24 protein-coding genes and 2 riboswitches are annotated in these 21,827 nt (G+C 35.0%); of the genes, 5 read left to right on the plus strand and 19 right to left on the minus strand.

Annotated elements, in window-relative coordinates; translation table 11 throughout:
* Positions 1 to 86: 86 nt before the first annotated feature.
* Complete coding sequence (locus tag M2139_RS02880; RefSeq protein WP_280737432.1) at positions 87 to 800, plus strand: CPBP family intramembrane glutamic endopeptidase; 714 nt, start codon at positions 87 to 89, stop codon at positions 798 to 800.
* 54 nt (positions 801 to 854) lie between these two features.
* On the opposite strand, the gene M2139_RS02885 is transcribed toward M2139_RS02880, so the two are convergent.
* The 11 genes from M2139_RS02885 to M2139_RS02935 form a co-directional block, all read right to left on the minus strand.
* Positions 855 to 1,472: an AAA family ATPase gene (locus M2139_RS02885; protein ID WP_280737433.1), complete on the minus strand. Its 618-nt coding sequence runs from the start codon at positions 1,470 to 1,472 to the stop codon at positions 855 to 857.
* 1 nt (position 1,473) lies between these two features.
* Positions 1,474 to 2,340 (minus strand): class II fructose-bisphosphate aldolase, encoded by an 867-nt coding sequence (locus M2139_RS02890; RefSeq protein ID WP_280737434.1) that lies wholly within the window; start codon positions 2,338 to 2,340, stop codon positions 1,474 to 1,476.
* Positions 2,341 to 2,370: 30 nt separating this feature from the next.
* On the minus strand, positions 2,371 to 2,781 hold the full coding sequence (locus M2139_RS02895; RefSeq protein ID WP_280737435.1) for a tetratricopeptide repeat protein: 411 nt from the start codon (positions 2,779 to 2,781) through the stop codon (positions 2,371 to 2,373).
* Between the two features lie 41 nt (positions 2,782 to 2,822).
* Entirely contained in the window at positions 2,823 to 4,106 is a 1,284-nt protein-coding gene (locus M2139_RS02900; protein WP_280737436.1) for a PTS sugar transporter subunit IIC, read from the minus strand.
* Between the two features lie 22 nt (positions 4,107 to 4,128).
* A complete protein-coding gene (locus M2139_RS02905; protein ID WP_280737437.1) occupies positions 4,129 to 4,437 on the minus strand; it encodes a PTS sugar transporter subunit IIB in 309 nt (102 codons plus the stop codon).
* 34 nt (positions 4,438 to 4,471) lie between these two features.
* On the minus strand, positions 4,472 to 6,556 hold the full coding sequence (locus tag M2139_RS02910; protein ID WP_280737438.1) for a BglG family transcription antiterminator: 2,085 nt from the start codon (positions 6,554 to 6,556) through the stop codon (positions 4,472 to 4,474).
* A 311-nt stretch (positions 6,557 to 6,867) separates the two neighbouring features.
* Positions 6,868 to 7,854, minus strand: a complete 987-nt coding sequence (locus M2139_RS02915) for a glycine-rich protein (protein WP_280737439.1) — start codon at positions 7,852 to 7,854, stop codon at positions 6,868 to 6,870.
* Between the two features lie 42 nt (positions 7,855 to 7,896).
* Positions 7,897 to 8,394, minus strand: coding sequence for a hypothetical protein (locus tag M2139_RS02920; protein WP_280737440.1), 498 nt, complete (start codon positions 8,392 to 8,394; stop codon positions 7,897 to 7,899).
* 34 nt (positions 8,395 to 8,428) lie between these two features.
* On the minus strand, positions 8,429 to 8,905 hold the full coding sequence (locus M2139_RS02925; protein WP_280737441.1) for a signal peptidase I: 477 nt from the start codon (positions 8,903 to 8,905) through the stop codon (positions 8,429 to 8,431).
* A 63-nt stretch (positions 8,906 to 8,968) separates the two neighbouring features.
* Entirely contained in the window at positions 8,969 to 9,736 is a 768-nt protein-coding gene (locus tag M2139_RS02930) for an LPXTG cell wall anchor domain-containing protein (protein WP_280737442.1), read from the minus strand.
* A gap of 56 nt (positions 9,737 to 9,792) precedes the next feature.
* Positions 9,793 to 10,494, minus strand: coding sequence for a hypothetical protein (locus M2139_RS02935; protein ID WP_280737443.1), 702 nt, complete (start codon positions 10,492 to 10,494; stop codon positions 9,793 to 9,795).
* 458 nt (positions 10,495 to 10,952) lie between these two features.
* On the opposite strand from M2139_RS02935, the gene M2139_RS02940 reads away from it, so the two are divergent.
* Positions 10,953 to 11,618, plus strand: a complete 666-nt coding sequence (locus tag M2139_RS02940; RefSeq protein WP_280737444.1) for a hypothetical protein — start codon at positions 10,953 to 10,955, stop codon at positions 11,616 to 11,618.
* A 55-nt stretch (positions 11,619 to 11,673) separates the two neighbouring features.
* Here the strand turns inward: M2139_RS02940 and M2139_RS02945 are convergent, their stop codons facing one another.
* The 3 genes from M2139_RS02945 to M2139_RS02955 form a co-directional block, all read right to left on the minus strand.
* Positions 11,674 to 12,648 carry a serine hydrolase gene (locus M2139_RS02945; RefSeq protein WP_280737445.1) on the minus strand — a complete coding sequence of 325 codons (975 nt, stop codon included), beginning with the start codon at positions 12,646 to 12,648 and terminating at the stop codon, positions 11,674 to 11,676.
* Positions 12,649 to 12,696: 48 nt separating this feature from the next.
* Entirely contained in the window at positions 12,697 to 13,521 is an 825-nt protein-coding gene (locus tag M2139_RS02950; protein WP_280737446.1) for a MerR family transcriptional regulator, read from the minus strand.
* A gap of 120 nt (positions 13,522 to 13,641) precedes the next feature.
* Positions 13,642 to 14,166: an isoprenylcysteine carboxylmethyltransferase family protein gene (locus M2139_RS02955; RefSeq protein WP_280737447.1), complete on the minus strand. Its 525-nt coding sequence runs from the start codon at positions 14,164 to 14,166 to the stop codon at positions 13,642 to 13,644.
* Positions 14,167 to 14,301: 135 nt separating this feature from the next.
* A riboswitch (Fluoride riboswitch) is annotated at positions 14,302 to 14,372 on the plus strand.
* Between the two features lie 43 nt (positions 14,373 to 14,415).
* Between M2139_RS02955 and M2139_RS02960 the strand changes: the two genes are divergently transcribed.
* Positions 14,416 to 15,612 (plus strand): chloride channel protein, encoded by a 1,197-nt coding sequence (locus M2139_RS02960; protein WP_280737448.1) that lies wholly within the window; start codon positions 14,416 to 14,418, stop codon positions 15,610 to 15,612.
* Positions 15,613 to 15,693: 81 nt separating this feature from the next.
* Here the strand turns inward: M2139_RS02960 and M2139_RS02965 are convergent, their stop codons facing one another.
* The 5 genes from M2139_RS02965 to M2139_RS02985 form a co-directional block, all read right to left on the minus strand.
* On the minus strand, positions 15,694 to 16,629 hold the full coding sequence (locus tag M2139_RS02965; protein ID WP_280737449.1) for a bile acid:sodium symporter family protein: 936 nt from the start codon (positions 16,627 to 16,629) through the stop codon (positions 15,694 to 15,696).
* Between the two features lie 185 nt (positions 16,630 to 16,814).
* Positions 16,815 to 17,453 (minus strand): hypothetical protein, encoded by a 639-nt coding sequence (locus M2139_RS02970; RefSeq protein ID WP_280737450.1) that lies wholly within the window; start codon positions 17,451 to 17,453, stop codon positions 16,815 to 16,817.
* Positions 17,454 to 17,488: 35 nt separating this feature from the next.
* Positions 17,489 to 17,980: a cupin domain-containing protein gene (locus tag M2139_RS02975; RefSeq protein WP_280737451.1), complete on the minus strand. Its 492-nt coding sequence runs from the start codon at positions 17,978 to 17,980 to the stop codon at positions 17,489 to 17,491.
* 14 nt (positions 17,981 to 17,994) lie between these two features.
* On the minus strand, positions 17,995 to 18,513 hold the full coding sequence (locus M2139_RS02980; RefSeq protein ID WP_280737452.1) for a transcription repressor NadR: 519 nt from the start codon (positions 18,511 to 18,513) through the stop codon (positions 17,995 to 17,997).
* Between the two features lie 36 nt (positions 18,514 to 18,549).
* On the minus strand, positions 18,550 to 18,837 hold the full coding sequence (locus M2139_RS02985; RefSeq protein WP_280737453.1) for a chorismate mutase: 288 nt from the start codon (positions 18,835 to 18,837) through the stop codon (positions 18,550 to 18,552).
* Positions 18,838 to 19,100: 263 nt separating this feature from the next.
* Positions 19,101 to 19,275, plus strand: a riboswitch (Lysine riboswitch).
* Positions 19,276 to 19,422: 147 nt separating this feature from the next.
* Between M2139_RS02985 and M2139_RS02990 the strand changes: the two genes are divergently transcribed.
* Complete coding sequence (locus M2139_RS02990; protein ID WP_280737497.1) at positions 19,423 to 20,940, plus strand: ABC transporter permease subunit; 1,518 nt, start codon at positions 19,423 to 19,425, stop codon at positions 20,938 to 20,940.
* A gap of 58 nt (positions 20,941 to 20,998) precedes the next feature.
* The gene (locus tag M2139_RS02995; protein ID WP_280737454.1) at positions 20,999 to 21,742 is read left to right on the plus strand and encodes an amino acid ABC transporter ATP-binding protein; all 744 of its coding nucleotides are present in this window, start codon (positions 20,999 to 21,001) and stop codon (positions 21,740 to 21,742) included.
* Positions 21,743 to 21,827: the final 85 nt, after the last annotated feature.

Raw genomic sequence — 21,827 nt, forward strand, 5'->3', positions numbered from 1 at the left:
CGTAATTCCTGTATACAGGAATTATAGCTATTTTTAATTTTAATTGCCATGGTATATTTTAAAAAACGAAATTGGAGGAAACAAAAATGATTAAAACATATTTAAAATTAGTAGGTGCTGCTATCGCATTAACCATGGTAATTAGCGTATTTTCAGCAGCCAGCGTCATCTTACAACTAACAGATAACGGAATCATCGCTTGTCAAATCGCGGCCTTCTTGTTGTTGGCAGTAGTATTATTTCTTTATATGAAAAAACAGGATGCTTCACTACAAACTTTTGGTTTTACCAAAAAAGTGGTAGCTAAAAAAATCTATGGTTTCATCGCTTTAGTCGTGGCTATCCAACCAATTATTTTAGGAATTGATTTTTCATTATCACTAACAACTATCGGCTTAATCGTAATTCAAATGATTTTAGTGGGCTTTGTAGAAGAATCCCTTTTCCGAAGCATTTTCCGCTATTATTTAAAAAATAATAAACCTAAAACTTATTTACTATTTTCAAGTATTATTTTCGGTGTTTTACATTTAGCAAGTGGTTTAAATCCTGATGCTGCACCTGTCTTAGTGCTTTTACAAATCGTGAACGCCTTATTATTAGGCCTGGTTTTTGCCCTACTATATTATCATACGCAAACAATTTATCTTGTCATGATTTTTCACAGTCTATTTAATATTTTTGCTTCTATTACTTTAGCCGGTTCACTACAACAAAACATTTTAGCTGTTACTTTATTAACAATTTGCTACATTAGCTTTTTAGCTTATTATTTTAAAAAAACTTTTGCTAAAAAATAATTATAAAAATAGCCCCACTTCTTCATTAATGTAGGAGTGGGGCTATTGATTTAATTATTGATTCGTCATAATTCGTTGTTTTAATTTCTTAATAAAAGATTGATAATCCACCTTTTGATAATCCGAAACATCAAATTCAGTTAATTCACCTAGTTGAAATTGATGATAACCTCGATCTTCTATTATTTTTCGGAAAGATTCTTCAGTGATTAAACTATCAGCTTCGTGACGATTATCTAGTTGATCTCCAAAATGATAATGACTCATAATATGGCTTAAATGACGATCATTTTCAACATCACGCAATTTACGACGCTGCCATAGAATGTCAAAATCAGCAATTAACCTCACCGTAATAACTTCATAATGATATTTTTCTGACAAAGCTTGTAATTTATTAATTTGTTTACCGCTAAATGGATACTCAGATAAAATAATTCGTTTTCCAGCATTCATGTATAGTGTTAAAACATTATAATAAAAATCCCAAACGTGTTTTTCCAATTGTGCTTTTTCTGCAAGATTATCAAAACCAACAGAATCAGCAAATATTTCCTTGCCTTCATCAGGTGTAATGACAAACATTTCTGGTAAACTCTTTTTCATTTCATTAATCAAATATGTCTTACCTGTTGCAGGACTTCCAGCAATTAGAATCAGATATTTTTTCATTCTATTTTTTCATCTCTAAAGGATTATCGACGTTCATAAACAAAGTAATTTTATGTTTAACAATCTCTTTAACTTCCATATTTGCCGGAATTACATTATGACGCAAAGATTTATTGACTTCTGTTTCAGCAAAAGAAGCTTTTGCAATTTTAGTCCAATTAACCAATAATTCTGTCCCAACATTAAATTTGCGAATCCCATTGTTAATTAATTCTGGATAGTCTTCTTCTTTTACTCCTGTTCCGCCATGAATAACTAATGGAATATTCACCACTGCATGAATTTCTTTTAATAAAGGAATGTTAACTTCTGTTTTTGATTTAAATTGTCCATGATTTGTACCAATCGCGATGGCTAAAGCATCCACTCCTGTTTGTGCTACAAACTCAACTGCATCTTCTGGTTTAGTATAAATTTTATCGTTTTCTGCAACAGAAATCCCTTCTTCCGTGCCGCCAATCGTTCCCAGTTCGCCTTCAACAGAAGCTCCATGAGCATGAGCATACTCAACAACCGCTTTAGTTTTAACAATGTTTTCTTTAAATGGCAAATGTGAACCATCATACATTACACTTGAGTAGCCAGCATCAATCGCTGCCTTGATTTCATCAAAATCACGGGCATGATCTAAATGTAAACAAACATCAACCATTTCATCATTAGCAATTTCTTTAATAACAGCTACCATAACTTTATAGCCAATATACTTTGCAGTATCAATGCTTGTTTGAATAATAATCGGTGCTCCCATTTCTTTGGCTGCTCGAATCATCTCTGGTAACATTTCTAAATTATGAGTATTAAAAGCACCCACAGTCATATTTAATTTTGTTGCAGTTTGCGTGACTTCTTTTAATGTTTTATACATTTAATATTTACCTTCTTTATCTATAATTTTTTAACCACTAATCGTAACTTTTTTAGCAATTTGACGCATTTCATCCATTTTGCTCATATAATAATCAATTCCCTGATCATCGCCATAGCGAGCAGATTCCGCTCGCTTAGAATTATACAAGCTCATTAATTTTTTATACCCATCACCTATTGTTTGCTTGACGGTTAAGCTACACTCCAAGGTTAAAATAGCCTGATCATTTTCACCTAAGACTGCGTAAATCAACCCCTGTTCTTCAAGTAATTGGGCTAATTTATTTTTTTCTTCAGGCTGTTCTGTTTGAACAGCCTGAATTTTACTTTCTAAAGCTTGAACTTTTTGTTGCAACTCTTGAATTTTTTCTTCCGATAGTTTTTCTTCTACTATTTCATCAACTACTTTTTTCTCTTTCTTTTTGAAAAAACCAAACATTGTTTGTCTCTCCTTTTTTTACTTAAAGTTGAATCATTAATTTAAAATGCTTTTAAAATTGGACTTAAAATCCATGCATAAAGTAAAGCAGCAACAACCGTATCCACATCTGTTGCAGTAGCATTTACAAATCCTAAATGATTAAAAATAGTTACTAGTAAGGCTGGTAATAAAGTAATGAAAAAGCCATGTGCAATCCCACCAATAATCGCTCCACGACGTCCACCTGTCGCATTACCAAAAATACCTGCTGTCCCACCTGCAAAGAAGTTTGTTAACATTCCTGGTAAAATCATCGCCAAACCAAACATCGGTAAAACAAACATTGCAATAATTGTTCCAATTGTCGTTGTAATAAACCCTAAAATAACTGCATTTGGTGAATAAGGAAAGAAAACCGGGCAATCTAACGCTGGAATCGCATTAGGAACTAACTTCATGGCAATTCCACGAAAGGCTGGTACAATTTCTCCTAATAACAAACGCACACCTGCTAGTAGTACATAAACCCCTACAACAAATTGAATTGCTTGTAAAAAAGCATACATTAAATAGTGTTGTGAACCAGTATCAACTACCCCGGCACCTGCAAATGCTGCGGTAATAATATAAAGAGGTACCATCACAACCATTACTGATAAATAAGTATCTTGTAAAAATTCAAATGATTTTGGTAAATTAATATCCTCGATTGAACGTTTATTTTCACCTTTTTCACCAAAAATATGAGCCACACCAGCTTCAAATAAATAGCCAATGGTACAAAAATGACCTAAAGCAATATCATCTGAACCTGTCACTTTACGAATAATCGGTTGCGCAATAGCTGGCATTGCTACTGCAAAAACCGCACCCACTATTCCACCTACAATAATTAAAACTAAACCACGTAAACCAGCAAAATAACCAAATACAGTCGTCATTGTAGCCATCCATAAAATTGCTTGTCCTGTTAAAAAGATATATTTCCACTTTGTGAAACGAGCAATAATAATATTAAATACAAAGATTGCTAAAAACGTCAGCGCAATATCTCGACCTAAGCCTAACTCATTCATCGCTTGACCATTAATCGCTTCAATTGATGGAATAATCCCTTGCATATTAAATCCCGCGGTAAAAATTTCTCCAAAGTAAGTTAAACTGCCTACAATAATTCCAGATCCAGCACTTAAAACTTGAAATCCAAGTAACGTTTTTAATGTTCCAGAAATAACTTGTCCTACAGATTTCTTTTGCAGTAGCAGTCCTAACATTGCAATTAATGCAATTGTAATTGAAGCTTGTGTTAAAATATTTTGAATAATAAAATTAACAACACCCATTTTTCTATTCCCCTTTACGTTTTTATAGTGCGCCTTTAGCTTCTAAAACTGGTAATAATTTTTCCTCAATTTCTACTTTTGAAACAATATTTTTTAAATAGACTATAGCTGTTTTACTCTCATCAATTGAAAATTTTTCAAATTGTGACTGAAAATTTTGTGCAGTAATTATAATATCTGGTTGAACTGAAGCTGCCGTAGAAATATCTACATGGTCTAATTTTGCATCAACCCCATGTGCATTCAAAACGTCTTCAGCTGCCATTTGAGCAGCAAAACTACTCCCTAATCCAGCACCACATACAAATAAAATTTCAACTCTCTTTCCCAAATAAATTCTCTCCATTCTATTATTTAATAAAAAATTATTTCTTAACTGTATTAAATAGAACTGCTTTAAATTCTGTTAAATCCGTAATTTCGCTTAAATGATTAAGCTTTTCTTCATCATTAATCAAATCAACTAATGCCTTCATAATATTTAAATGCGAGTAAGAATCTACTGCCGCTAAACAAAAAATTATTTTTACTGGATCGTTAAGATCATTTCCAAATTCAATTGGCTCTTTTAATGTTGCTACACTAACCCCTAATTTATTGGCTCCATCTTCTGGACGGGCATGTGCTAAAGCAATGTGCTTACCAATCACAATATACGGGCCAAACTCATTAACTGTTTGAATCATTGCTTCTACATATCTTTTTTCAATTGTCTTTTCTTTTAATAACGGCTCCGACACATTTTCAATTGCCTCCTCCCATCCAGAAACAGATTGATTAAGTAAAATAGCGCTATCTTTTAATACATCTTCCAACATCGGCTGAATCTCCTTTTTGTTGATAACTAAATGATTTTTATCAAATACACTTTCAAGTTCTTGATATACCTCGCCATTCATTTCCCCCTGGCTTTTTTCAATGATTTCGATTAAAGAATAAAATAATTGTGTTACATCAGTTGAATCATTAATTAAACGTTTATAAATACTATTATCAGTTAAAAACTGTTGAATTACTTTTTTGCTCTCTTCTTTTATGATTGGATCTAATTCTAACAACGGTTTTTTATCATAATTAATCTTTACAGTCGTAAAAACTAAGTCCACATCCAATTTATCAATTAATTCTATTTCTCTTGAACTCAACACTGCTAAAACTTCAATATTAAATAATTCTTTTAAATTCGCGGAAAGCAAATTACCTGTCGCCATTCCGTGATTACAAATAACTACAGCTTTATAGACATAATGTAAATCACGATTAATCTCACTGACTGATGTTGAAAAATGTATAGTCAAAAATGCGATTTCGTCTTCACTTATTTTCTTGCCAGTCTCTTGTTCAATAGCTGGTATAAATTCTCGAATTGCCAAATAAATACTTTCGTAGTTTTTCTGAATATTTTCTTTCAAAGGATTAACTATTTGAAGATCACTTTTCACACGATTAATTAAACCAGCAATATGTTTATATAACCCTTCATGTAACATCTCTTCTTTTCTAGAAAAAGGAATTTTAGTTTGATATTCTACAAACTGAATTAGCTGAATAGCTAATAATTGAGCTTGTACCCATTCAATTGAATTATGCATATCCCGAGAGTTAAAAGTATTTAACATAAATACAATATATTTTACTTCAATCTCTGAAGGTTGAATTTCAAATTCTTCACAAATTTTATTGACAAAATCTCTAATGTCACTTTGTGGTGTATCCACAACCTCCCAAGTAGAACTAGCAATTAAATCCTGTCGTAAATAACGACTTAACCAGACTGCCGTAAAAACAATTAATTGATTTCGATAAATATTATCTTCTACTGAAAAAACAAACTGATTATATAATTGATCTATTTTTTTTAACATTTCAATCGGAATATATTGATTTAAGATATTCCGATTTACCGAAGAGAAATGCTCTTGTATCGGATTAATAATACCTACCGTATGATTGATAACATCGTAAATCATTGTTCTAATAGAGCGTTCTGCCCCACTAAGAACAATCCCGCGTTTAGCAATACTCAACACTTCTATACCGTATTTCTGAAGTACAGCCCGAACCCTACGCATATCTTCATCCATAGAACTTTTAGAAACCATATATTCCTGCTCTTTTTGATACAGATAGACAGGTTTAGTCCCTAGCGAAAAAGCAAGTATTAAATCAAATATGCGATTCTCTCTTTCTAAATAATCAGGAAATTGTGTTTCTTTAGTAAATTCGGTCAACTGCTCTTTTTGTTCAATGTTTAATTTTAATCTATATCCTTCCTTTCGGACATTTTCAATTTCTGGAAAACCTTTCTGAAATAAAAATGTATTAATTTCTTTTATTTCATTTCGAATTGTACGACTACTAATATGAAATTTTTCTTCCAACACATGAAAATCCAAAGTATATTTAGTAGCTATAAAAAGTTTTAATATCGCAAATGTTCGATCCTTCATTTTTTTATCCCCTCATCTGTAATCAGTATACAATTCTAAGTAATTATTAATAAGTAGAGATTGTTGCCAGCTTTTTTTGCAAAAATGTAAGCGTACTATTTCCGTTCATATTATTTTACTTATTGAATATAACTAATCTATTAACTTTTAATAATAAATAACTTAAAAAAATTGCACAATCAGCATTTTATCAATTACTTAATCATTGCACACGCAAATATTAAATATTTGAACAACAAAAAAAGCCAGCTAGATCTACTTGATCAACCTGACTTTTCCAACTTATTCAATTCTTTTTTCAACTCACAGCTTTACGACAAAATCTCTCCAACATAGGTAATAATCGCAAAACCTTGGCCTGGTACATACTTATCTGGAAAATGAGTTGGTGATGGAATCACGCTACCAAGTTCTGGCGCGAAATCAGTAATAATTTGTGACGCATAGTAGGATGAACCACCACCACCGCCACCACAATTGTATAACGAGGCACTTCCCCCGCCTCCGCCGTAGAAGCCACCGCCTCCGCCGCCAGCCCATTCACTACCATTCCCACCTTGAGCTAAAGTACCATCGGAACCTTTAAAATAACCTACACTAGATTGACCGTTAGATATTCCGCCAACATCACTACCACCAAAACCAGCATAATTACCACCTTGAATGCCATCATCACCAACACCAGCTGAACCAGCTGAATATAGCCCCTCATCTATCTGCGTCCAATAACCTACACCACCATCACCACCAGGAGTATCACCACCATCAGTGTTACCAGCACCACCACCGCCACCGCCGCCAGCAATCATCAAGCATGAAAAATAATCGCTTACAAGTCGGATATCGGTGGCGCCACCACCACCGCCACCACTTTTACTTGAAAGAGGCCCATGATCACCACCACGGCCACCACCATTATAGCCACCGGTTCCACCAACGCCATTGCTCCAACCATCATCGCCTCTTCTTCCGGTTAAAATAGCAATAGTTTCACCCTCATTCACATACAAAATACCAATAGTATGACCACCGTGGCCACCTAAAGAGCCAGTAGAACCATTGCCACCATCTGCGCCCCATAGTTGAATCACATAATAACCAGCTTCTTCCACCAAAAAACCTTGTCCAACATCCATCTGCGAAAAAGCAGTCGATTTTGCATCTATTTTATTCGTTCTAATTTCAAAATTATAAGATTCCGTTTTAGTATATTTCGCTGAAGTTTGATTGTTAAGTAAAATAGCTAACAAGGAAGTGAACACTAAAAATAGCAAAGCTACAATCTTTTTATTTTTCATTTCTAGTTCCTCCTTATAAATTTCAAAACATTCAGTTTATATTCAGTCCACTTGTTCCACCATTACATCTAGCCTTAAATCTTGAATGGTTTCAAGCAATACATTTTTTTTTGCTGCACGAACATGAGCAATCACTACATTTTGTTCACCAGGGCCTAAAACTACCGACGATTGTTCTAATTTAAAATTAACCTCTTCAGAAGTATTGCTTCCTGCTGGTTCTCCACTCAACTCTACCCGAACAGGCACTTCATTATGATTCGTCACAAAAAAATAAATTTCCGTACCGATTCCCGACTCTAACCTAATGATGTGCTCTGGTTCTTCTTCTGGAGAAAAGCCATATAACTCAACGCTAACGTTAAATTCCGCTACTCGAGCATTATTAGAAACCGGTGCACTTTTCGTCACGTATTTACCATAAACTAAGCCCGTTGCTAAGCAACTAGTTATTACCGCTAATAGCAACAAACTACGTTTAATTAAAGAAACTTTTTTAAACCTAGGTTGCCGTTTCAATTTGTTAATACGTTTTTCCAATTAATAAGCACCTCCTTTGTTAGAATTGAGTCAGTTAATCTTTTAAGAATAGCCAGACAAATAAACCGCCTAAAACAAACATAAATAATAGCCCTTGGGTCGTCATTAAAAATTCTTGAATTGCGCCAATCAATGGCACCACAAAAATCACTTTACCAACCACATTTTCTTTTAAAATCAAGCCATCATCCGTATTGTTAGCGTCCCCTTTAGTGATATACCCTTCAGGTGTAATCTCTAAAATCCGATGAGTAGTATGATAATTACCATCAGTAAACATAATGACATCCTGTGCAGCGTAATCTTCATCCGTTTTAACAATAACCAAATCATTAACCGAAATCTCTGGTGCCATACTTCCGGAAATTACCACTGCGCTGGTATAACCAAAAACGGTTGGTACTTGAACGTCAAAGACTTTCCTTTGAATAATTAAATATAAATTCGTGCCAATAATTGCTACCAATAAGGAAAGAATTATCACGTTTATGAAGCTTTTGATTTTTTTCATATTTTCAAGGCTTCCCCCTTTTTCGTTATATGGGATTAATTTATCCGAACTGCTAATTATTAGTTAGTCAAGCTCTTGTTGCTTGGTTAATTTTTTCATTAATAGTGCATAAAGCAATAAAATTCCTAACAGACTTAAAAATACTGATGACCGTTCACCAGTTTTTGGTAAATTACCACCTTGATTACTACCACCACTGTCTGTTGGTTTATCGTTAGTGTTTTCACCATTGCCAGAACTGCCAGATTCCTCTGGTGTTGGCTCATCAGCTTCAGCAATCAACTGAAATTTTAACGAATAATCTAACGGCCCTTGATAGACAGCTTTTTTACCTAAATCAGTATCTTTTAAATCGTCTTCTTCAAAAAACCAGTACCATTCAACTATGTATGTATTTTTGCCATTCGTTTGTAGTGAACTACTATCAAATTTGCTAAAAGTTTCCTCAGTAGTCACAAAATTATGTGCATCACCAACAATCCATTTATCGCCATTTTTAATGCGAATTTTTAACGGAACTTGATGATTATTTGTCGAAGTAATTTGCAAACGGTAATCAATTGCTAGTTTCCCTTGATTGACAATATTAAAAGTACTAACACCTTTTGTTCCTGGTGCAATAATGAAATCACCATTATCATTTTTAACATGTTCATCAAGATAATTCCCAAATAAATCAATATTCTTTTCTTTAATGATTATTTTTTCTTCATTAGTAGATTCAATAACAAACATATTCGACGTTTCAGCAACAACAGTAAGGGGATAACTAAAGAGCTGAATCCACATAAATAAAATAGTAAAAATTTTAGTTTTGCTATTCAGCTTCATGTTATCCCCTCTTTCCTGTCTTGCTAATTCTTCAAATTATGTTCATTTACGATAAATTAATCAATTTGAACAGCTTTCATTGCTGCAGTTAAATTAATTTCAAGGTCAGCATCAATTGCTGCTAAACCTAAAGCTGTGTCTTTTTCATCAGTTGCTTCATCCGTAGAAAATGGCCAATTCCAGCTAATTGTATATTTTGTATTCTCTGATGAAGCTACTTCACCAGGACCATAAACAAGCGCATTAGCAGAATCATTCATAGCTGCGATTAAATCATCCAAAGAAACATCAGTTACAACAGTTGTATCTACTCCACCAGATGTTGTTACTAAAGTGAATAGTAATGGATAATAATTGTTCCAGTCACCTGTGTATTCCCCAGTAACCTCAAATTCCATACGATAAGCAACTTCTGGTGCAGAACCTGTTAGAGCTGGTGAAAATTCATAACTATGCGTTGTTCCTGGCGCAACAACTTTATCACCATCAGCACTTTTCACTGAGTTTTCACCACTATATGAAGCTGTATCATCTGTCGCATAAGCATCTTTAAACAAATCTAATTCCATCGTAGCACCTTCAAACCATTTGGCAACACGAGCTGTTTCAGTAACTTCATCACTTTTAGTAATGTATTTAGCTCGAGTATTACTTAAAACATTCACCCCTAGTAACAGCAGCGCTACCAACACAAGTAACAGACCTAATTTATTTTGTTTCTTTTTCCGTTTGTTTTCCATAAGACTTTTTCTTTCCATAAAAAGTCCTCCCTTCAATCTTTTTCGAAACCATCTATAATGCAACCTATCGTTTTCGGAATAGCTATAAAGTAACAAAAACAACAAACTTACAGACGAATCCCAGAGTAACAATACCATATGTCTACAACCAAAATAAATAGTTGCATACGTTCTTTAATAAAAATGTAACATTTGTAAACACTTCACAAAAAAGCGAATAAACAAGCTTAAAATCAACTATAACGACTAACAACCCAATATAACCATATACTTTAGCTACGATAAAACATATTATACTTTAGTTATTTATTATCTTTATAAAACAAAAGAATATCTATTGCTAAAAGAAAACAAAATAACAATTCAATATCCATAAAATTATTTACTTTTTTTAACAAAAGATGTAAAATCAGAAACAAGCAATACAGATTCCTGAAAAAAATAGTATAAACATTACGATTATAAGGAGAATAAAAATGAAACCCACTAACACTAACACTGCCACCACCACGGTTGCGCCCATAGAATTTTTATGGCTAGGTTTATATGCATTTGCAGGTTTTGCGTTGGAATGGCTATTAAGTTTAGTAGTAAATATTTTCAGTAAAGAACCTTTGAACAAAAATATAACTTTATTACTCACTGCAATCTTATGGCTAGGCGCTTTTTCGTTTCTTTATTTATATACTAAAAAGAAATTCAATTTCGATATTTTCACGTTTAAAGTTCATCTATCTAAAGATAAATTAATTTTTATCGGCGGGCTAATTTTAATTACCATTATCATTACTTGCTTTGGTTTCGGTGGTTTTAAACCTTGGATAGAATATCATAGCTTGGATAAAAAACTAGCGACTTATTTATTGCAAGTTCTCTATTATTTTGCCGAATCTTTATTGATTGTTTTAACCATCGCTTTAGGGCAACACTTTTTTGAAGAACAATTTCGTTTAAGCGCTAAGCTACCTAGCGGCGGTTTATTTTTAGCATTAACTTGGGGCCTGATGCACTTTTTCTTACAAGGAATTTCTGGCGGATTTTATGCGATGTTCTTCGCTTTAATCGCGGGTACGATTTACGTGGTTTGTAAAAAAGATTTTCCCTTAAGCTATCTGTTTATCGCAATCGCTTTTATTTTGTAATAACCACAAAAACACCGACAATTTAAAAAATGTCGGTGTTTTTTTAGTTATCTGTTTATCTTGCAAAAACTGGTTCAATCAATTCTTTGATTAATTTCAAACGGTCGCCGGCATTTTCTGCAAAAAGTGCGTTGATTGCTACAACTAATTTTTGCTGACGATTAAAGTAAATCACGTTGCCACCATCCCCCATTGCAGCAGCTGAGTTTTGATTCAACACCCACCATAAATAGCCATAATCTAAGCGCATTTCTTCCCAACGACTATGAGTGCTTGTGCTTTCCGTTAACCAAACGGAAGAAATCAGTTGCTGCCCTTGCCAAAGCCCTTCATTTAAAAAGAGTTGTCCGATTTTCGCCATATCTCGTGCGGTTAAACTCAAGCCCCAGCCAGCGGTCTGAACACCTTGTTGATTAGTCACCCAACCACTAATGGTCGTCGCTGCATTAAAAGCCATTTGCTCTTCTTGATTTTTAAAGTGTAGGCTTTTTTCAACCGTGATTCCTAAAGGGGTAAATAAATTTTCGCAAGCAAAATCCAACACTGATTTTCCTGTACTGCGAACCAGAATCGCCGATAAAATATCCGGTCCTATTAGTGGCGTATAATTAAACTTACCGACCTCATCTTTACCAGCTAATAAATCCAAAGTAAACCGTACAGAATCATCACTTGTAAAATATTCAAGATAAGGCGGCATTTCAAATTTATAAGGTACCGTCATGGTTAGCAAATCTTCAATAGTAATTTTTTTAATTCCTTCATCTTCAGGAGCAACTGCGTATTCAGGAAAAAAACTCAAAATTGGTCGTTGAATATTTTCAAGATAGCCTTTATCAAGCGCAATCCCCACCAATAGTGAAATCATGCTTTTAGTGACCGAATAAACGTGAACTGGACTAGTTGCTGTTCCTTGATTAAAATATTTTTCATATTGCAATTGATTATCCTGATAGACAACCAAACCAACCAGATTTTCACTATTTTCTGCTAAATGCGCCTCTAAATTCGCTAAGTTTTTTTGATTCATAGATAAACACCTCATTCTTTTTTCTTGGGTAGACGTTAAAGAATAAAGTTATTGCTTTTTGACAGGATAATAAATTTCGGTAATCAACTCATTTTCGCAGGTAACTTCTGAAGGGTCCACTACATAGACTTCATAAAGAGCGCCATTACTTTGATAACCTGCTTCTTCTGCATATTTTCTTTGCTTTGCATAGACATCAACTAAATTAGCATAGGCACCTTGCAAGCGCGTCTTTAAACATTTCCCTGGCTGAAAAAGCCTTGTTGTCCCCGGCAAAGTTTCCTTAACAGGAATCGCAAATTCTGTATCTAAACCAGCTTCGCTAAATTCTTGGCTATGAAAAAGAACCATTGGTGGCGCTGCAATGCTTAATTGCTCTCGTTGGATTTTTTCAAATAATTCCCCAAAATATTGACTATAAGCCTGCGAAAATGCTTCTTCTTTCACCATTTCCCGCACGGATAACAATGTTAATGTCGGCGCTTCGACTATCTGAACAGGAATTTTTTCCAAATAATTCATGAAAGGCTGCCCATGTTGCAAATTGCTTAAATCCGCATCCAGCTGTTGCAGCTTATTTTCCAATTTAGAAATATTTTCGGCTAACGTGGCTTTTTTCATCTCTAAAGCTATCAGTAACTTTTCTGCTTGTTGTTTGTCAGTATTCAGTAAATCTTTAATTTCTTCTAAAGAAAACTGATAATTTTTCAAACGATTAATAAATAGCATCCGCTCCAGCTGGTCAATCGCATAATAGCGATAACCATTTTCTTGATTGACTTCAGCTGGCGTAATCAAGCCGATTTTCGCATAGTACCGCAATGTTTTAGTCGAGACTTTACAAATCCTTGAAAATTCACCAATTGATAACACAAAAATCCTCCTTATTTTCAACGTAAATCCCAAGTTACTCTTCATCCTACAGTTTGCCCTAAGGTCAAAGTCAAGCCTTCATCATAAAAAGCGTTTCTTCATTCAGAAATGCCACTTTATTCACCCAAATACACTCCTTATAGATAGCGGCGAACATTTTAAGTATTCTTCACCAAATTCCGCGATACACCAACGCTCTTCCGAAAGAATTAACCAATGGGTAGTTAATTGAAAAATCACTAACGCAACCAATAAAACCACTGATTTAGTTAATAAAACACAGCCTAAAAAATAGCTAAAATAAGCTAAATACATAGGATTGCGAGAGATTTTATAAATGCCTTGCGTATTGATTCCTGAAGCTGCTGGTTTTGCAAAAGCTAGCGTAGACATTACTAATAATAGGATACCGATTAAATAAATAAAACCGGCAATTATCACTAACGGCAGTTGCCATTCAACCTTTAACAACACTGGATACAAAATCAAAAAAATATTTGAAAGCTGATAAAAAATATGTGCTATTTTTTCATTACCTTCAGTTGGCGGAAAAAACGCCGCCCGTTTGACCGCTGCTTGATTTACTAAACTAAGTAACGTAAATCTTATAACAAAAAGTGGTATCATCAATAAAATGCCGTTCATTTTTCAGCCTCGTTTACTTAATTTTTCTTTACTCTTAGTTTAACAGATTATTCCACCGACACCTATACAATTACTCAACAAAAAAAGTTGCCTTTCATTTGACATCTTGAAAAACAAGTTCGATAATAACTTTATAAATAACACGGGAATGAAGTTCTCCCACAGACTCATCTGAAACCGCAAACGCTGATGACTTCTACCACTTTCTTTAAGTGTGTAGAGGTCATTTTTTATAGGAGGAATTTAATAATGAAAAAAATTTATAGTCAGCAAAATATTGAATTTGGAAAAATATTAATTCTCAGTGTTTTAATCGGGGGTATTGTTGGTAGTTTAGATGCGCTTTTCGGGGAAATTTTAATTAGCCTTTCTGATTTTAGAGCTGAACATTTTATGTATTTGATTCCTTTTTTACCAATAGTTGGTGTCTTATTTAGCTACTTTTTTTACAAATACGGGGGAAATAGCCAACAAGGCATGAATTTAATTTTTCAAGCTGGGCATGAAGAATTGGAAAAAATCCCGCTACGCTTAATTCCTTTCGTAATTATCGGCACTTGGTTAACTCATTTATTCGGCGGAAGCGCTGGTAGAGAAGGTGTTGCCGTGCAATTAGGAGGAACCGTCGCTAATTGGTTTAGTCGAAAATGTAAACTGGAAAAACAAGCAGGGCATTTAGTGATTATTGGCATGGCGGCTGGTTTTGCCGGACTTTTTGGAACACCGATTGCTGCAACTTTTTTCGCTATCGAAGTTTTAACCGTTGGCAAAATGCGCTATCAAGCTTTATTGCCAGCGATGTTAGCCGCTTTTACAGCTAGTAGCGTCACTAAATATTTAGGTTTGGAGAAATTCACTTTTCCCTTAACAACCAGTCTTGAAATGACTTTTCCATTGTTTATACAATTAATTGTGATTGGCATTATTTTTGCTTTAGCTGGCAGCCTTTTTGCGGATTTATTAGAAAAAACCAAAGTATTTTTTGCTGATAAATTCACTAACCCCTTAATCAAAATCGGAATTGGCGGTATCGCTTTAAGCATTCTGCTAATCCTTGCCCATCAAGGGCGTTATGCTGGCTTAGGAACTAATTTGATTGCTGCCAGTTTCGCTGATGAAAAAATTTATATTTATGATTGGCTTTTAAAAATCTTATTAACCATTCTCACCATCAGTATCGGCTTTCTCGGCGGCGAAGTAACACCTTTATTCGCCATCGGCTCAACGCTAGGAGTCCTTTTAGCTGAAATCACCGGCCTACCAATCTTTTTCGTAGCAGCATTAGGCTACGCCAGCGTTTTCGGCAGTGCCACCAGTACCTTATTAGCGCCGATTTTCATCGGCGGGGAAGTTTTCGGATTTCAAAATCTCCCATATTTCTTTGTTGTCTGTTCCGTTGCTTATTTCTTTAGTCAAAATAAAAGTATTTATCCGTTTCAAAAATAAGCATCATGAAAAAACTGCGTCAGCTTAAATTAGCTGACACAGTTGAATTTTAGCAAACAGGACTAGAGATTTCACTACAAATTATTTTTTTATTTTTGAATAGATATTAGCTAATAGTGCACCAGAAATATTATGCCACACGCTAAAAATCGCTCCCGGAACTGGTGCCAAAGCATAATGAGCAAAATGGTTCGTAGCTAGCGAAGCCGCCAAACCAGAATTTTGCATTCCCACTTCAATTGAAATCGCCTTAACTTTAGCAATATCCAACTTCAAAGCTTTACCAATCATAAAGCCTAATAAATAGCCGCAAAGATTATGAACGATAACCACGCCGATAATCAAGAAACTCGTTTCTAAAATCCGCGCTGAATTAGCAGAAACAACTGAACCCGCAATACAAACAATTGATGTAACTGAAACTAAAGGTAAAACCTTAACTAATTTTTCAGTGGTATCCGCAAACAGTTTATTGATGATAAAACCTAGCGCTATCGGCACAATGATTACCTTAATAATAGATAAAAACATACTTACCATATCGACATCCACCGCTTGCCCCGCTAATAAATAAGTTAACAAAGGGGTTAAAAATGGTGCTAACAACGTTGAAACACCTGTCATGCCCACTGACAAAGCCACATCTCCGCCCGATAAATAAGTCATGACATTTGATGAAGTCCCACCAGGGCAAGTCCCCACTAAAACAACACCAATCGTTAATTCTGGTGATAAATTAAATGCTCTTGATAAAGCAAAAGCTAATAATGGCATAATTGTAAATTGAGCTAAACAACCAATCAACACTTCTTTAGGATGACTAAAAACAACTTTAAAATCCTCCAATTTCAAAGTCAAACCCATACCGAACATAACAACGCCTAATAAAGTATTGATATAATTCGTTTTTATCCATAAAAATGCTGGCGGATAAAACAAGGCAACAGCCGCTACTAACAAAACTATTGCTCCCATGTATTTTCCCGCAAAATTACTTAGTTTTTCTAATGCTTTCATACTATCTCTCCTTCTCACTAACAAAGCCTTCACAATTTGATTTTTTAGTTTATTTACTTAATTTTAAACACTTAAAAAATAAAAGCAATAGATTTTTTGGTATTTTCTGATTTTTCTGACATTTAACAGCCAATTCAATTCCTTCTTTACTCAAAAAAGAGAACCTCCCAGATTAGTTAAAGCAATCAACGGAGATTCTCTTTTTTTGTTTGATATTTTTTCTTTTTCGGCTTCACAGCAGCGTAAAAACTTTTTTCAGCGGCATATGAATAAACTACTTCAAATTGATATTTACCTTCCAAATACGCTTGTATCCCTTGTTTAAAAAAGTCATAAACTAATAATTGTTTAAATAAACTCCGCTTCTTAGGCGAGCTAAAAATTAAAATATCTGCATTGTACCAATAGCTTTCGTCGATAGCTAGCTGAATGAAAAGCTTCGCATATTTTTTAGAAGTTGGTTGCAGGCGTTGTTTCCGGATATTTTCTCTTTCAAAAATCCCAAGCAACAAATCATCAATTTTTTCGCAATATTGTTGCCACAAATAAGTAACTAGCTTATTGGCTAAAAACCATGATACTAAGCTGAAAATTACGAAAAAAACTAAAAACACGAACAGAAATCCTAAAAAAGAAAAAGCCATTTTCATGAAATTATCATTAGCCATCCCCAACTGTCTGACACAAATAAAGATGAAAATCATCGCTAAAATCAAGCCTGAACTTACATAAAAAACTGGTGATTTAACAATTGTAAGACTATGTAAAAGCAGCTGATATTGCTTTTCTAGCTTAGTCCACTGGCTATTCTGATTTTTTTTCATCCAACAAACTCCTTTGTTTCATAATAAATAAGCTATTACTTAGGCAAACTTTCATAAGCTAAGGCCTGAATAATTTTTTCATGCTGCGGATAATCCGCTAACAATTCTGCTTGGGTAAACAGTTGAAAATCAGCATCTTCAAAGCCTGGCGTCACTAGGCAACTAACTAAAGCATAATCTCGCGCCACACTAGAACCAAAAATCGTGCCTTTAGGAACACAGTAACTTAATTGTTGTCCTTCAGCAATCGCCGTTCCTAAAGCGACCTTTTGATAGCGACCATCAGGAAAAATACAATGCACCAACAACGGCGCGCCAGCGTGGAAATACCAAATTTCATCGGCTTTCAAGCGATGAAAATGAGAAGGACTACTTTCGGTTAATAAAAAATGAATGGAAGTATATAATGATCGTTCCCCATTTTCTCCTGTCACTTTTTGACGACTTTTTTCAACTTGCCGAAAATAACCGCCTTCTGTATGTGGCGCTAATTGTAAATCATTAATCCACTCGCTTGCTGATTTCATTACCCTTCACTCCTTTATTTTTCTTGATATAAGATACCTTTTTCAGCTAAGGCAGCTTTAATTGCGGTTAAATCACTGGGATTTTGATAGCGGATAGTATGCAAATGAATGCCAGCAGTTAATTGGGAAAGCAAGGCCGCTGAATTTTTTTGACAATTATCTAAAAAAGCAGTCACTTCTTGCTGATTTTTAATATGCAGTCCTCCTTGTAACTCACCGTACAAAGGATGTTCTACAATCACATCAATGATTTCGCCCCCGTTAGCGACAATCGTTAACAATTCTTCTGCCACTAAATCTGGTCCATGTTGCACCGCAATTTTCGCCAATAGCCCTTTTTCTTCTTGCTGTAGCAAATAACCTCGTGCAGTGGCGATAATCTCTTGTCCTCCAGCTCTTAACAAAGCAATATCCCCCACGATAATTTGGCGGCTGACGCCAAAATCTTTGGCGAAACGACTGGCACTAATTGGTTTTTCGCTGTGGGTTAATTTTTCTAAAATAATCAAACGACGATTTTCTCCATTAGCCATTTTCTCAACTCCTTGCTTAGCTGCAAACAAATGCTTTTAGTTAGTTTGCTCTAATTGTTTTTGTTGGAAAGCTCGCGAATTTTTCATAATATCCACAAAAGTATTGTGAATCGTTGCTTGATAAGCAGGCATTTTTACATAGCTAGCTACTTGGCTTAGCACCTTTGCTTCCCGATTATTATCTAAAACTTCAATTTGCCCTTGTCCTTTAATTTCAGCAATTTTTGCTACAGCCGCCATTCGTTCTTCTAGCAGCTGAACAATTTTTTTATCAATGGCATCTACTTTTTCTCTTTCAGCGGTTAACATTTGATTTTTATCCATCATAAACTCCTTTAGCTTTCTCTATAAAAGTACGCATTTTTTGGTGATTTATTTTATTTTTTTGTAGTGTTTGAAATACTTTATCAGCATTCTTTTAACGAAGGTTAATTTCTTTAATTATTATATCATGAAATCTTTTAACAGATGAAAAATCTCAAGAAATATCGAGCAAAAAAGAACTTTTTTTATAAAAAAAGTTGACTTTTCCCGCAATTCCTTATACACTTCGATTACTACTAAAAATTAAATATTCATTGCCTCAGTCATGAGGTAGAGGTTGCGGTTCTGATTAACCCTGTGGAGTATTGAGCTTACTATGAAGCAGGTCTAGGCAGCGCCGCCGAAATGTAAAAGTTCGCTCTTAACTTTTATGTTGGGACGCAAATCAATAATTTGCGGACTGTCTTAGCAGAAATGCTAAGTTGTGCTATGGATTGATGAGGTGTGCGTTATCATGCACCCTACTATCTTTGTGGGGTGCATTTTATTTTCAAAAAATCAATTAACCTTAGCAATGTAGGGAAAAATAATACTTTAAGGAGGATTTTCATGAGAAAGAAATTTTTAACTTTTATCACTGCACTAATGACCACTTTATTTATAGCAACTCCAGCCTTTGCTACTGAAGGAGAATTCAAAGTCGGGATGGAAGCTGGCTACGCCCCTTTTAACTGGACGCAAACTAACGATAGCCACGGGGCAGTGCCGATTTTCGGTTCAAAAGACGCTTACGCTGGTGGCTACGATGTGCAAATTGCCAAAAAAATCGCTGAGGGTCTTGATAAGGAATTAGTCATCGTGCAAACTCAATGGGATGGCTTGGCACCCGCGTTACAATCAGGTAAAATCGACGCTATTATCGCTGGCATGTCGCCTACTGAAGAACGTAAAAAAGAAATTGATTTTACCGACCCTTATTACGAATCGCATTTAGTAGTGGTGGTTCAAAAAGATAGCCCGTATGCAGATGCAGAAAAACTGGCAGATTTGGAAGGCGCAAAAATTACCGCTCAATTAAACACGTTCCATTATACGGTAATCGACCAAATTCCTGGTGTCAAAAAAGAACAAGCTCAAAAAGATTTTTCAGCGATGCGAGTTGCTTTAGCATCGGGAATTATTGATGGCTATGTTAGTGAACGCCCTGAAGGAGTTACCGCAACAAGTGTAAATAGTAATTTAGCGATGGTGGAATTTTCTGAAGCAAATGGTTTTCAAACCAATCCAGAAGACGTACAAGTAGCCGTAGGTATGCGGAAAAACGACGCCGACTTAGTTAAAGTAAATGAAATTTTAGCAACGATTTCTTTAGATGAACAAACAGCTTTAATGGATGCAGCCATTGAAGAGCAACCTTCTGCTAGTGCGCAAGAAGATGATAGCTTGTTAGATGATTTCAAACAAATCATCAGTCAATATGGAACACTATTTTTACGCGGCGCAGGTTTAACTTTATTTATCGCCTTATTTGCAACTATCGCCGGTACAGGCATCGGTTTATTGGTAGGTGTTTTCCGCACCTTACCTGAAGCCGAAAATCCCGTGAAACGTTTCTTGCAAAAAATTGGCAACGGCTTATTAACGATTTACATTGAAGTTTTCCGCGGAACGCCAATGATGGTACAGGCGATGGTCATTTTTTATGGCTTAGCTTTAGCTTTTGGCATTAATTTGAATCGAACCTTGGCAGCTGTTTTGATTGTTTCGATTAATACCGGCGCTTATATGTCAGAAATCGTCCGTGGTGGGATTTTCGCTGTGGACCCTGGTCAATTCGAAGCCGCTCAAGCAATCGGCATGAATCATCGGCAAACGATGTTAAAAGTCATTTTACCGCAAGTCATTCGCAATATTTTACCAGCAACTGGTAATGAAATCGTGATTAATATTAAAGATACCGCCGTTTTAAGCGTAATTAGCGTGGGAGATTTATTTTTCCAAGGAAGTGCTGCTTCTGGAACTAACTTACAATTCTTCCAAACCTTTACAATTATTGGAATTATCTATTTAGTCATGACCGTTTCAGCTACGCAAATTTTACGACTAGTTGAAAGAAAAATCGACGGGCCAAACGCTTATGTTAAAGAAGAAGCTGCTAAATAACTGAAAAAACAACTTATGAAAAATTAATACCTTAATACGAAATAGGAGGCCATCTTCAATGAATGAAGTAATCAAAATCGAACATTTGAAAAAGAATTTTGGCGATAACGAAGTTTTAAAAGACGTAAATGTTACGGTTAAACAAGGAGAAGTCGTAACGATTATCGGCTCTTCTGGTTCCGGAAAATCAACTTTGTTGCGCTGCATTAACCTTTTAGAAAAACCGACTAGCGGAAAAATCATTTATAAAGATACCAACGTACTAGAAAAAGGTTATGATTTACCAAAATATCGTACTCATTTAGGTATGGTTTTCCAGCAATTTAATTTATTTAATAATATGAATGTTTTAGATAACTGTACATCTGGGCAAATTACCGTTTTAAAACGCTCAAAAGAAGAAGCTAAAGCAGTTGCTCTTAAAAATTTAGAAAAAGTCGGCATGGAACGCTTTATTAACGCGAAACCTGGTCAACTTTCCGGAGGCCAAAAACAACGGGTGGCCATCGCACGAGCTTTATCAATGGATCCTGATGTTATGCTCTTTGACGAACCAACTTCGGCTCTTGATCCAGAAATGGTGGGAGAAGTTTTAAAGACCATGAAAGATTTGGTAGACACCGGCTTAACGATGGTAATTGTTACTCACGAAATGGCTTTTGCGAGAGATGTTTCTGACCGCATTATTTTCATGGATCAAGGCGTCATCGCTGAAGAAGGTACCGCTGAAGAACTTTTCGGAAATCCGAAACACGAAAGAACGAAAGCTTTTCTTTCACGCATTCTCAATCCGACAATTTAAGCTTTTCATAACCTTTCGCGAAAAGCCCTAAAAATAACTCCATAAAAAAACGAGAGAAATTTTCATTTTTGATTATTTTCTCTCT

The sequence above is a fragment of the Enterococcus sp. PF1-24 genome, assembly GCF_029893325.1.
GTDB lineage: Bacteria > Bacillota > Bacilli > Lactobacillales > Enterococcaceae > HY326.